General features: G+C 41.3%; 12 protein-coding genes. 8 read left to right on the top strand and 4 right to left on the bottom strand.

Annotated elements, in window-relative coordinates; translation table 11 throughout:
- From GSQ84_RS10365 to GSQ84_RS10340, 6 genes are all read left to right on the top strand, one after another.
- On the top strand, positions 1–738 hold the full coding sequence (locus tag GSQ84_RS10365; RefSeq protein WP_158797137.1) for a rhomboid family intramembrane serine protease: 738 nt from the start codon (positions 1–3) through the stop codon (positions 736–738).
- On the top strand, positions 731–1,606 hold the full coding sequence (locus tag GSQ84_RS10360) for a rhomboid family intramembrane serine protease (RefSeq protein ID WP_158797136.1): 876 nt from the start codon (positions 731–733) through the stop codon (positions 1,604–1,606). The genes GSQ84_RS10365 and GSQ84_RS10360 overlap by 8 nt, the downstream gene beginning before the upstream one ends.
- Positions 1,606–2,718 (top strand): endonuclease/exonuclease/phosphatase family protein, encoded by a 1,113-nt coding sequence (locus GSQ84_RS10355; protein ID WP_158797135.1) that lies wholly within the window; start codon positions 1,606–1,608, stop codon positions 2,716–2,718. The genes GSQ84_RS10360 and GSQ84_RS10355 overlap by 1 nt, the downstream gene beginning before the upstream one ends.
- 45 nt (positions 2,719–2,763) lie before the next feature.
- A complete protein-coding gene (cysS, locus tag GSQ84_RS10350) occupies positions 2,764–4,224 on the top strand; it encodes a cysteine--tRNA ligase (RefSeq protein WP_158797134.1) in 1,461 nt (486 codons plus the stop codon).
- A 46-nt stretch (positions 4,225–4,270) separates the two neighbouring features.
- Positions 4,271–5,131 (top strand): DUF4440 domain-containing protein, encoded by an 861-nt coding sequence (locus tag GSQ84_RS10345; protein WP_158797133.1) that lies wholly within the window; start codon positions 4,271–4,273, stop codon positions 5,129–5,131.
- 106 nt (positions 5,132–5,237) lie between these two features.
- The gene (locus tag GSQ84_RS10340) at positions 5,238–6,143 is read left to right on the top strand and encodes a glycerophosphodiester phosphodiesterase family protein (RefSeq protein WP_158797132.1); all 906 of its coding nucleotides are present in this window, start codon (positions 5,238–5,240) and stop codon (positions 6,141–6,143) included.
- Position 6,144: 1 nt separating this feature from the next.
- Here the strand turns inward: GSQ84_RS10340 and GSQ84_RS10335 are convergent, their stop codons facing one another.
- From GSQ84_RS10335 to GSQ84_RS10325, 3 genes are all read right to left on the bottom strand, one after another.
- Complete coding sequence (locus GSQ84_RS10335) at positions 6,145–7,107, bottom strand: MoxR family ATPase (protein WP_158797131.1); 963 nt, start codon at positions 7,105–7,107, stop codon at positions 6,145–6,147.
- 3 nt (positions 7,108–7,110) lie between these two features.
- Positions 7,111–8,637 carry a peptidylprolyl isomerase gene (locus GSQ84_RS10330; protein ID WP_158797130.1) on the bottom strand — a complete coding sequence of 509 codons (1,527 nt, stop codon included), beginning with the start codon at positions 8,635–8,637 and terminating at the stop codon, positions 7,111–7,113.
- A 64-nt stretch (positions 8,638–8,701) separates the two neighbouring features.
- On the bottom strand, positions 8,702–9,139 hold the full coding sequence (locus tag GSQ84_RS10325; RefSeq protein WP_158797129.1) for a hypothetical protein: 438 nt from the start codon (positions 9,137–9,139) through the stop codon (positions 8,702–8,704).
- A 260-nt stretch (positions 9,140–9,399) separates the two neighbouring features.
- On the opposite strand from GSQ84_RS10325, the gene GSQ84_RS10320 reads away from it, so the two are divergent.
- Together GSQ84_RS10320 and GSQ84_RS10315 are read left to right on the top strand one after the other, a co-directional pair.
- Positions 9,400–9,912 carry a hypothetical protein gene (locus tag GSQ84_RS10320; RefSeq protein ID WP_158797128.1) on the top strand — a complete coding sequence of 171 codons (513 nt, stop codon included), beginning with the start codon at positions 9,400–9,402 and terminating at the stop codon, positions 9,910–9,912.
- 192 nt (positions 9,913–10,104) lie between these two features.
- Positions 10,105–10,686, top strand: coding sequence for a non-canonical purine NTP diphosphatase (locus GSQ84_RS10315; RefSeq protein WP_158797127.1), 582 nt, complete (start codon positions 10,105–10,107; stop codon positions 10,684–10,686).
- Here the strand turns inward: GSQ84_RS10315 and GSQ84_RS10310 are convergent.
- The gene (locus GSQ84_RS10310) at positions 10,655–13,165 is read right to left on the bottom strand and encodes an OstA-like protein (protein WP_254070821.1); all 2,511 of its coding nucleotides are present in this window, start codon (positions 13,163–13,165) and stop codon (positions 10,655–10,657) included. The two genes, GSQ84_RS10315 and GSQ84_RS10310, sit on opposite strands and share 32 nt — an antisense overlap.
- Positions 13,166–13,222: the final 57 nt, after the last annotated feature.

Below are 13,222 nucleotides of genomic sequence, written 5' to 3'. Positions count from 1 at the left end.
ATGAACAATATTCATATACCCCCGCTAGTCAAGAACCTGCTGATTATTAATATCCTGTTCTTTGCAGCTACTTACGTTTTTCAATCCAAAGGGATAGAGCTTGGATTTTACCTGGGGGCTTTTTACTTTGATTCTCCATTGTTTAAAGTATGGCAGCCGATAACCTATATGTTTATGCATGGCGGTTTTACACATATTTTATTCAATATGTTTGCCCTTTACTCATTTGGGTCTGTTTTAGAAACCAGGTGGGGTGAAAAGCGGTTTATTTATTTTTACCTGATCACTGGTTTGGGTGCACTGGCGCTGCAATGGGGCGTACAAGCTTTTGAAGTTTATCAGATAACGGGTTCTGTTTTTAATCCCGGAGCGGTTTCTATAGATGTTGCCAAAGGAATGTCTTCTTTAAATCTAAGTGGTTTAACTCCAGCTCAGGGTCAAACCTTGCTGGGCATCTACTCGGGGCCAATGATTGGCGCTTCAGGAGCGATATTTGGGTTGCTGGTGGCCTTTGGGATGTTGTATCCCAATGCGGAATTGTACATTATGTTTATTCCGGTACCTGTAAAGGCAAAATACATTATTCCGGTCTATATTTTGATAGAGTTAAGTTTGGGGGTGGCCAGCTTCCAGGGAGATTCAGTAGCACATTATGCCCACTTGGGCGGTGCATTGTTAGGCTTCCTGCTGGTTAAGTTCTGGAAAGAAAAAAATACATTTTACGACTATTATGACTAAGAATAATCTTTTAGAAGACCTGAAATACAAAGTTTTTAAGTCAGGAGATCCTGTGTTCTTCTATATTGGAATGAATACCCTGGTCTTCGTCGCTGTTGCCCTATTTGGCGTTACTTATTTCCTTGCCGGAAATACGAGCATGCGCTTTATCGATTATGTAAGGGAATATTTTGCTTTTCCGGCCGCTATACCAAAGCTGCCAATCAGGTTTTATACGGTTTTAACCTACCAGTTTCTTCACGAAGATATTCTGCATATCCTTTTTAATATGCTGTGGCTGTTTTGGATGGGAAGGATCTTTTTAGAGTTCCTGAAACCTAGACAGTTCCACTTTGTATATCTTTTGGGAGGTGTGATGGGAGCTGTATTTTTTGCCCTTGCCTATAATATCTTCCCTGCTTTTTCCGGAAGTGTTTACGCTGCAACAGTTATTGGCTCTTCTGCTTCGGTAATGGCCATTGCTGTAGCCTGTGCTACCTTACTGCCAGATTATACCATCAGCCTGATGTTGATTGGCAGTGTAAAACTCAGGTATGTTGTTCTGGTCTATATCATCATTGATCTGGTAGGTATTGCTTCTACCAATGCAGGCGGAAGTTTTGCCCATCTGGGAGGTGCTTTTTTCGGGTTTATTTATATTAAACTATTGCAAAATGGAAATGACTGGAGCAACTGGTTTAAGAAAAAACCAAAACTGAAGGTAGTTAGAAATGATTCGCCAAAAGCAGCAGGTACAGGTCGGAAAAATACAACGAATACCGTTAATCAGCGGGAAGTTGATGCTATCCTAGATAAGATCTCCAAAGCAGGATATGATAAATTAAGTAAAGAGGAAAAGGAAACCTTGTTTAAGGCGAGTAAAAATTAATGAAGAAACGTGAGCTTACATTTTTAGAGAAAATCTACCTGCTGATCAGCATTGTATCCGCCATTGCACTGATTCTGGGAATAGTTGCCGGACATACTGATCCAAGGAAGCATGTTTTAATTGCTTTTTTTGGGCTGGCTTATCCGGTTCTGCTGCTGGTAAATGCAGGGATGGTGCTGATATGGGCTATGCGCGGGAAACTGTTGTATGCTATCGTCACTGCCGGTATTATCGGTATGGGCTGGCATGCACTGATTGCCACCATAAGTTTTAGCGGCGAAGCTGGAGAGGGGCCTAAGCCTGCGTCAGATCTGGTAAGAATGATGACTTACAACGTGCATAGCTTTAGGCCTTACGACCCGGGGAATGACGAACTCACCAAACATCAAATGCTCGACCTGGTGAAGGATGAAAACCCTGATATCATTTGCTTCCAGGAATATGTTTCTCAGCGCAAAGGTTCTTTTGATGTAACCGATAGTTTAAAGCAGATCTTAAATACAAGGAAACCTGACAATTATTTTATTCCAACCACAGAAAGTAACTCTGTAGCTAATGGGATGGCTATTTATTCAAGATTTCCTATTGTGAATAAAGGCGTAATACCTTTCAGTAATGAACACGGCGGCAACTGCGGTATCTTTGTTGATGTGAGGGTAAATGAAAAAGTGATCCGGGTATATAATGTTCATATGCAGTCTATATCTTTTGATAAACAGGATTACAATTACCTGGAAAAAGTAAAGGCCATGGAAGCTGAAATCACCCCGACAAAAAGAATTGCAGGCATGCTAAGGACTGCTTTTTTGAGAAGGAGTGCGCAAGTGGATATCATGAAAGCGCATATGAAAACCTGTACTACTCCATTTATCATTGCAGGGGATTTTAATGATACGCCAGCTTCTTATGCCGTTACTCAAATGACTGAATCCCTGAACAATTCCTTTGTTGAAAAGGGAACGGGTTTTGGACGTACCTATAACGGGAAGTTTCCAAATTTCCAGATCGATTATATCTCTGCAACCAAAACCATAAAAATAATTAATCACCGTATTATAGAGGCTAAGTTATCTGATCATTTTCCTGTAAGAAGTGACTTAAGGATCAATTAATATATCGGCAATTTTCTACCTTTACCAGTCACAATCATCATACCCATGGAAAACGGCTTACAGCTATATAACACCCTTACGCGTAAAAAGGAAAACTTTGAACCCCTCAATGGCAATCACGTTGGAATGTATGTTTGCGGGCCTACTGTTTACAGCGATGTGCATTTGGGTAACTGCCGTACGTTCATTTCATTTGATTTAATATTCAGGTACCTTAAATATTTGGGTTATAAAGTGCGCTATGTGCGCAATATTACGGATGCAGGACATTTGGAGGGCGATCGTGATGAAGGGGACGACAAGTTTGCCAAAAGGGCGAAGCTGGAGCAGCTGGAGCCGATGGAGATTGTGCAGAAGTATACACTTGGATTTCATGATGTATTGAGAATGTTTAATACCCTGCCGCCAAGCATTGAGCCAACAGCAACCGGCCATATTATCGAACAGATAGAAATGATCAAAGAGATTGTAGCTAACGGTTATGCTTATGAAGCTGGTGGCACGGTTTATTTTGACGTAGAAAAATATAGTAAGACATACAATTATACCATACTGACCAACCGCAACCTGGATGATATGCTGGCCAATACACGCGAACTGGGTGGCCAGGATGAAAAACACGGGCGACTGGATTTTGCTTTATGGATTAAGGCCAAACCAGAAACGCTGATGCGCTGGCCTTCGCCATGGGGTGTTGGTTTTCCCGGGTGGCATATCGAGTGCTCTGCTATGAGCGCGAAATACCTGGGTGAGGAGTTTGATATCCATGGCGGTGGAATGGATCTTGCAGCTACGCACCATACCAATGAGATTGCACAGTCTGAGGCCTGTTATCATAAACATCCCGCTAAATACTGGATGCATACCAATATGCTGACGGTAAATGGTGCAAGGATGTCTAAAACGGCCGGTAATGGTTTTATGCCCTTACAGCTGTTTAGCGGGGAACATCCCCTGTTAAAGAAAGGCTATAGCCCGATGACGGTGAAGTTTTTTATGCTGCAGGCACATTACCGCAGTACGCTTGATTTTTCAAATGACGCATTGGATGCTTCTGAAAAGGGTTTCAGAAGGTTGATGAACTCTTTAAGCCTGCTGGAAAAACTCGTGCCTGCTGCTACAAGTGATTTTGAGATCGAACCGATCAGATTAAACTGCTTAAAAGCAATGGATGATGATTTTAACAGTCCTGTAGTTATTGCAGAGTTGTTTGAAGCTGCCAGGATCATCAATACTGTATATGATGGAAAAGGGCAGATCTCTGCAACGGAGCTGGATGTCTTAAAACAGCTGATGCAGGATTTTGTCTATGATATCTTCGGGCTCAAAGATGAGGATACCTCCAATACAGAGTTAAATGCTGTACTGAATATGGTGATCGATATCAGGAAAAGTGCAAAGGAGAATAAGGATTACGCTACTTCAGATAAGATTCGTATAGGGCTGCAAGAGGTGGGTATCCAGCTGAAAGATAGCAAAGAAGGTACTACATGGAATAAACAATAATAAGAATTTAGAAACAACCCTAATATTTAATACCACTAATCTTAATATGATCAATAAATTTATCTGCACCGTAATCGCTGCATCGTTTACTTTCGGGGCATATGCACAACGCAGTGATGCTACTACGAAATCACTTTTAAAAGCTGAACAGGAATTTACGGAAAGTGCTGCCAAAAATGGCGTTAAATCTGCCTATACCTCTTTTAGTGCCAGTAAGGGACTCGTTTTCAGACCCAATCCTGTGAATGTAAAATCATATTATGCTACACAGCCTAACGATAAGAATATCATCTTTACACCCGATTTCGGAAGGGTTTCCCGCAGCGGCGACTGGGGTTTTATCACAGGAGGTTATACCGTTGACGGTACCGAGAAAGCTTACGGCCAGTATCTTTCCATTTGGAAAACTTCTGCCGGTGGCAGATGGGAAATGGTATTGGATATCAATGATAGCCATAATAAACCATTACACCCGGTAACGACCAAATTTGAAGAACCTACAGATTATTATAAACCACCTCTTGACGGGCCTAAACAAATTGCTTCAAAAAGAGAAATTATCCTGACTACAGAAAAGACAATGGACGCCATGCTGAAGTCTTACGGAGTAGGCGCCTTTGGTGGATTTTTGAGTCCTAATGCCAGGGTGAATTTTCCAGGATATGAACCGATCATAGGTAAAGATAAAATCGTTGCATTTTATAATAGCCTGGTGAGTAAAATCTCATTTAAGACTATCCAGGCTGACAGAGCCTCTGGTGGTGATCTTGCTTATACTTATGGTGTGGCTACAATAGATTACAGAACAGATTTAAGGGAAAGCTTTAATTATGTATTCATTTATGAACGTGAGGCTGACCACAACTGGAATTTAATCCAGCAGATCTATACGCCTGCAGAACGATAGCCGGCAGACAACAAAAAAAGGGGTTTCTTAAACAAAAGGTTAAGAAACCCTTTTTTTTGACTAATCTTGTTCCTCTTTTTAGATTTTATCATTTAAAGAATTTTACATGAAGAAATATACGTTGTTAGTACTGGTTATCCTGCTTAACCTGCAATTGCATGCCCAGCAATTTGACAAGCAAAGCGATAGGGGAGCGAGAGGGCTGGTACCCGAAAATACGGTTGCCGGCATGCTGCGTGCGCTAGACCTTGGCGCCACAACCATTGGAATGAATGTAGTGATCTCCAAAGATAACCTGGTAGTACTTTCCCATGAACCTTATTTTAACAATGAGATCAGTTTAACCCCTGCCGGGAAAGATATTCCACTGGCTGACGAGAAGAAGTATAACCTGTACCATATGGATTATGCAGAGATCAGGCAGTTTGATGTTGGAAGTAAGTTTCATAAACGTTTCCCTGGTCAGCAGAAGTTTAAGGCCCATAAGCCTTTACTGACGGAAGTGATCGATTCTGTGGAAGCCTATGTTAAACTGCACAAATTGCCAAAACCTAATTATGCAATTGAGATAAAAACCATCCGTAAGGGAGATGGGGAATTTCATCCTGAACCGGCAGAGTTTTCGGAATTGGTGATGGGTGTGATCAATTCAAAAAAGATCGCTAAAAGGACTATTGTTCAGGCGTTTGATGTGAGGTGCCTTCAATATGTACATGAGAAGTATCCTAAAATGAAAACCGACCTGATGATTGATGAAAAGGAAGATTTTGAAAATAATATCCAGGCTTTAGGATTTAATCCAACTGTTTATAGTCCTTATTCGGTTTTAGTGGGTAAAGGATTGGTAGAGCGCTGCCATGCTGCAGGTGTGAAAATTATTCCATGGACAGTAAACAGCCTGAAAGAAATGAATTACCTGGTTGGTTTGGGGGTTGATGGTATCATCACAGATTATCCTAATTTATTTCAGTCGCTGGAACTTCCTGAGCAACCAGCCAAATCGAAACGATAGATTACAATAAGTTCTGAATGATCTTTTCTACGCTTAGGCCTTCTGCCTCTGCACGGTAATTTCTTACGATACGGTGGCGGAGAATAGCCTCTGCTACAGCTTTTACATCTTCAATATCCGGTGAGTATTTGCCGGATATGGCAGCGTGGCATTTAGCCCCTAAGATCAGGAACTGGGATGCCCTGGGGCCTGCTCCCCAATTTACATACTGGTTGATCTCGGCAGTTGCCAACGCAGATCCGGGACGGGTTTTTCCTGTTAATTTAACGGCGTATTCTAAAACATGGTCTGTTACAGGAATGGTTCTGATCAGCTGTTGAAAAAACTGAATCTGTTCTGCGTTGATCAGTTTCCTGAGGGTTACTGTATCGCCACCGGTAGAGTTTTTAACGATGATCAGCTCTTCTGCGAAACTTGGGTAAGTTAACTGCACATTGAACATGAAACGATCAAGCTGAGCCTCTGGAAGAGGATAGGTGCCTTCCTGTTCAATTGGGTTCTGAGTAGCTAATACAAAAAAAGGTTTAGGTAAGGTATGTCTGAATCCTGCTGCGGTAACCGCTTTCTCCTGCATGGCTTCGAGTAAAGCGGCCTGTGTTTTTGGAGGGGTCCTGTTGATCTCGTCAGCAAGAACAATATTAGAGAAGACAGGTCCTTTAATAAACTTAAACGTTCTGTCTTCTCCTAAAATTTCTGCGCCGATAATATCACCCGGCATCAGGTCTGGTGTAAATTGTATCCTGTTAAAATTCAGGTCCAGCACATCGGCTATCGTTTGAACAAGTAATGTTTTAGCGAGTCCGGGAACACCAACCAGTAAACAATGGCCATTACTGAAAATGGAGATTAATACTGATTTTACGGCTTCATCCTGTCCAATAACGACTTTCCCAATCTCTTTTTTAATGTTAAGATAAGACTGGTGAAGGGCATCAACTGCCGCTATGTCGTTAGGATACTGCATATTTTAATTTCCTGTTGCTCCTGGTGCTGCTGGTGGTACTGTTGGCGTTAATGGCTCAACTGTAGTAGTTGCCGGTGGAATGGTTTTTGCCGGTTTTACTTTTTTGGCCTTTTTTGTTTTTGTAGGTTGTGATACATCAGGTATTTTTGAATCAATGGTTACACCTGGCATTCCTTTGTCAGCCTCAGGTTTGGTCCATATTTTCAATTCAGGACAGGTGGCATAATCTTCGTCAATTCTGATGTAAGTGTTCTTTCTTCTTTTCTCAAACCATTCGCTCATTACACGGTCCTGCTTTTGCTGCTGTGCTTTTTCCTTGAATTTGGTATAATCCTGATCAAGGTTTCCTTTATGCGGCGGGGTTTTTGATTTTAACAGGATAATTTTATAACCTTCTTTTCCATCAGTTGCAGTATAAGGAACCGGCTTAGAGATTTCTCCAACTTTCATGGTATCCAGTACCAGGAATACTTTTGGATCTAATTTATCAGCGGGAATAAACGTTGTTCTTGCTGAGTTCCCCGAGAATAAAACCATCCCGCCATTGTATTTTGAATCTTTATCAGCTGAATACAGTGAAGCAGCTGTAGAGAAACTTAACTTTTTATCTAAGATATTGGTATAAATACTGTCTGCATGCATTTTTGTACGCGTTAAACTTCCCGGCGTAGTTTGAGGACGGATTAGAATGTGGCGTGCATGTACCTGTTCTCCTCTTCGTTCAACTACCTGGAGGATGTGGAACCCAAAGTCTGTTTCGAACACTGGTGAAAGTTCACCTGGTTTCAGTTTAAAAGCCCAGGCTGTAAATTCTTTAGCCATTTGGGTACGGTCAAAGAAACCTAAATCTCCGCCTTCTGTAGCAGAACCCGGGTCTTCGGAATAGGTTTTAGCTAAAAAGCCAAAGTCCTCACCGCTTTTTACACGCAGCCTGATTGCATCCAGTTTATCATAAAAACGCTGTTTTTCTTCTTTAGTCAGTTGTGGCTGGAGTGCAATTTCTCCTTCTTCATATTCTGCAGGAATATCAGGTAAGCTGTCTTTTTTATAAGACTCATAATATTTTTGCACTTCTGCAGGTGTTACGCTTACTTTTTCAGTAATTGTTCCCTGCATTTTATTGGCTTGAAGCTGATCTTTTACATCAGGTCTCAATTCATCTTTATACTGTAGCACAGATTTGTTCAGAAATTCTTCGAGTTTATCCTGACCGCCTGCGCGCTGGATCTGGTAACGCATCCTTCTGTCCAGTTCATCATCCACAGATTTATCGTCTACCATTACAGAGTCAATATCAGCTTGTTGTTTCAATAGATGCTGAACCAGCATTTGCTGTAAGATATAACATTTTACCTTTTCGTCAACCGGGTTACCTGAGTTAAGGTACATCACATATTGCTGGTTCAATTCAGATAGCAGGATTACATCACTTCCAAGTACCGCTATTACCTTATCTACGCTTTTTTGTTGGGCTTGTACATTTAAAAACAAGAAGAGCAACCCGCTTGCCATCAATAAAACTTTCTTCATTATATTTTCTTCAATTATATTTTATTTGCAAATTTACTATTATTCAATGATTTGTAAGGCTGTATTATCTGATTAGCTTTCTCAGGACATCCTGATCTATGGTGATTTTATATTTTTCTCTTAATGAGGTTACCCAATCGCACTCCATTTTTTTCTGGTAATCGGCAGTTACTTCGCTTTTAGCATCATCGTAAGTCTGATTAGCATAGAGGTCCGGGTGTGCTGTATAATATTCATGGATGGTATCTTCGTTGTCTTCAATCCGGTCCCATATCTTAATCTGCGAGATATTGAACAGTAAAACCGCTTCCCTGTATTCGTTGATCACCAGTGAATAGTCGGCTTTTCTGGCTTCAGGTGGCACCGCAGCAAGGAGGGCTTCCTGATAATTGTTAGTATCTGAAATGTAAGTGCTGTCCTTATCCAGTCCTGATTCGCGGGCATCCTGTACCTTCAGTTTAAAATCAATATATATATTCAGGAAGGAAATTAGATCTGACATAGTCGGTTTAAGATTCCCCGGACGGTGTTTTTTATAGACCCATACAAATTCTTTCTGGCTGATGGGATTGCCGTTTATTACAGCAACGCTTTGTGCGACAGTACCGAAATAGAAAAAACAGAGAATAATAAGACAGCAGGTTTTTCTCACAGAGATTTAACTATGGTAGTTTTAAGGTATAAAAGTAATAAATTAAGGCACTATAATAGGATATTTAACTAATTTTAACACAAAATTTATTTCCCAAAAACACATCATTCATGGGCGATCAACTCACCACCAGTGCCGAAGCGTTACGTCTGTTTTTTAATGAGGATATTTATCTGGTCAGCACTCCGGATGTTACACCTGCAGTTAGCCTGCCTGAAGTAAAAGCAGCAGTGCCGAGGGTATTTAAATCGCTGGGTAAAAATGAAAAGAATATTCTGATCCTGGTTAATGACGCAAACAATGATGTCAGTACAGAAAAGGGCAGGGAGTTGTTGCGGAACATTGTGAAGGCCCTGCAGTTAACAGCCAATGATTTTGCCTTGCTGAACTATATCACTTATGAAAATGCAACATTTTCAGAGCTAACCAGTTTCTTTTCCAGTAAGCTTTCTTTAGTTTTTGGCGTTGCACCCGTACAGTTGGGCCTGGGTGAACATGCCCATCATGTTGTCCACCTTGTAGGAACCACGCAGCTGATTTTTTCGGGAAACCTGGATACGCTTGCCGACGACCTGCAGGGGAAAAAAACTTTATGGGGCAGCCTGAAACAACTTTCTATATGATTAGACCATCATCAGTATAGAACCTGCAAACAGTTAGAAACTGAGCTTTTTGAGCTCTTGAATTTATATAAAAGCAATAAGAGCCCATGGAAAAGATAGTAATGACAGCTTTATCGAAAATGAAACTGCCGCAGGCAGCTGGAAAGCATTAAAAAAAAATAATAAATACTAAGATAAAACAAATATTTACTGATGAAAAAACTAGTATTTGCTACAAATAATCAGCATAAAACAGAGGAGGTGCGTACTTTGCTTTCGGGTGAATATGAGGTGTTAAATTTAAAGGACATTGGCTGCACGACAGATATACCTGAAACCGCGGATAGCTTTGCCGGTAATGCAGAATTAAAAAGCAGTTTTGTTGCCGAAAACTTTCATCTGGACTGCTTTGCTGACGACAGCGGACTCGAAGTTGAGGCTTTAAATAATGAGCCGGGAATATATTCTGCCAGATATGCCGGGGAAAGAGGTGATGAGGCCAACCTTCGCCTGGTGTTGCAAAAACTGGAAGGGGAGAAGAACAGGAAAGCACGTTTCAGAACAGTAGTTTCACTGATCCAAAACGGAGAGCGTTTTCTTTTTGAAGGTACCGTAAATGGCACTATCCGAAAAACCCCAACCGGCGGAAACGGCTTTGGTTATGACCCCGTTTTTCAACCAGATGGCTATGAACAGACTTTTGCCGAAATGAGCATGTCACAGAAAAATGAGATCAGTCACCGTGCTATAGCCATGCGCAAGCTTATTCACTTTTTAAAGGAGAAGGCGCTTTAGACAAAGAGTCTGCTTTTTTAATCAATTTGGGCATAGCTTTTACAGCAGTATCGATCAGGCTGGGAGGAATGATTTTCTGTAAGTTCAGTGAATCTGCCTTTTTAGTCAGCTGTTTGATCATACCAGCCTGATTTGGAAGCTGAGTGGCCATTGATTTAACCGTTCCCGGATTTGTCCCTTTAGGCAGTCCTTTTGGTAAACCTTTAGGCAGGGCTTTCTTCAAATCTTTAACCAATCCTTTTACATCGGTTTTGGCTGCAGGATCTTTAGGTTTAATGATCTTTTTCGGATTGGTAATATCTCGTTTTGACCTCGGCCTGAGTTCAGGCTTCCACAGAAAGCCTGTTAAAATTACGTCTTTTTTAAGATCTGCTACAGGTGTTGTTGCCCCTTCTACATCTTTGATCGGAACAACGTCTTTAATGTCGCTACCATTGAAAACGATCTTCAACCTGCTGCTGATGGTCTGATTCATTTTATCGTATTTTTTTCCGTCTTCAGTTTTGGTGAAATATACGGTTTCTGCATTTCCATCTACATACATACGACTTAGTCTTCCGTCTTTGAAGAAGCCGGTGATCATTTTTCCTTTCACCTGGTTATATTTAGCAGAATCGGGCTCTACATTGACGGCAAATGCATTGTGGATGATCTGTACAGAGTTCAGTTTTTTGTTTCTCAATTGCAAATAAATGGTATCTCCTGTTTGCTGGGAACCTTCAGACCACATGATCGGATCGCGGTACCAACGCAAAGTAGAATCTGCACCTGTGTAATACAGCGAGTCTGACTTGGCCTGCATGTTCGTTTTAAATACGTTTACATGATGGTAAGCTTTGATCACCCTTGTCCGCATGGTATCCAGCGGGTTAATGGGCAGACTGTCCTTTACCGTGGTTGACTTAAGGCCCAGCTGTTTTGTAGCGTCCGGCTGTTTTGCTGGCCCCAATTGTTTTGGCGTGTCTGCCTGTTTTTTAACACCTGGTTTTTTGGCGGCACTACGTTGTTTGTGCGCATATAAAGGCGTGAGCACCAGTTGTTTCGGAATAGGAATAGTTGGCTGTTCCGGGATGGGAAAAGCAAACTGCACCACCTCTTCCAGTTGCTGTGTTTTCTTGTTTGACCTGGATTTGCTTTTAGCGGTAATTTTCTTCGCTTTGAGAGTATTCGCCTTCAGGCTATCCTTATTGAGTATGGGGATCGCCTTTTTTGACAGTGAATCTGGTTTTTTGAGCGCAAAGCTATTTACTTTGCCTAATGAATCGACTTTCTTCATAGACAAACTGTCCTTTACCAGACTATCTTTTTTTAGTTTGGGCGGAGCAGGAGGAGGTATTTTTGCAGGTGGCTTTTTGCCATTTGCGGGTGGCCCTCCAGGTTTTTTTGTTGCAGCACCTACTTTAGCTTTTTTGCCTTTGCCAAATACGGTACCATCACGTTCTTCTTCGCCGAGTTCGTTGTCTTTTTTTATTGCCGGCCCTTTCAATACTTTAACAGTTTTTAGTAAGACCATTTGCGTTTCCAGGGTATCTGCGCCCAGCCATAAACTATCGGGCTGTTTAACCGTGTTCACCATAATGGAATCGCTGGTACCCATCCCTGCATAGGCATTCCTGGTCACCAGGGTTCGCTCGTCTGCTTTGTAATAATAACCCAGCTGTCCCCGCATGATCATCTTATCTACCGTATCCCTGAATAAAATATTTTTAACAGCCTTACCGTAACCGGCAACACCATCATAGTATAAACTATCTCCTTTCAATGATCGGCTGCCTGAGGTGTAGAGGTTGTTTTTGCCGAAATAGGCATAATTGGTTTTGGTATTGTAAGCCCCATTTTCTGTATACAGGTTGCCGTCTTTTTCCAGAATATTGGTGGGGCCGTAAAAATAGGCCTGATTGGTGAAGGTATTGTAACGCAGGGTATCAGATTTTATCGTTGTCTGATCGGTAACGACCACGGCATTGTAGCGGAAATAGGCATCCCTGGTATTGGCAAAATAATAACCGTTTTTGCTGGTAATGACTGTTCCATCTTTATTGACAATTTTACCACCGTCTACATAGGTACCTACCTTGGTAAACATGTTATAATCCAGTGTATTGGTGGTTAAGGTAGAGGCTTTATCTATCAGGCGTACATTGCTGGTTAAATGGGCAATTTTTGCATTTCCATCATAAGTAAGGCGGTCGGAATAAATATTGATCGTATCTGCCTGGTTGATATGTACGTTATTATAAGCTTCGAAGTAATTCTTCGCTGTATAAAAAACAGCACTGTCGCAGGTAAGAATTGCGTTATCCTGTTTAAACACAGGGTTTCTCAGATAAGTGATATCTGTTTTTGTGATCACATGGCTCCTTAATGAGCTGATCAGGATAATTTTAGTTTTTTGCTGTGCAGAGAGCTGGAAAGAAAACAAAAAGAACAGGAGAAAGCCTGTCATGATCTTGCCCGGCGCAGTGTATAGTAAATTCATGAAAAATCCATGAAGGTTAGAAAACAAATTTTGTTTACTGTGGGTGTGTATTTTTTG

Origin of the sequence: Pedobacter sp. L105, from assembly GCF_009765875.1 — a bacterium.
In the GTDB taxonomy this organism is placed as follows: domain Bacteria; phylum Bacteroidota; class Bacteroidia; order Sphingobacteriales; family Sphingobacteriaceae; genus Pedobacter.
This window is presented reverse-complemented; position numbering and strand designations above follow the sequence as displayed.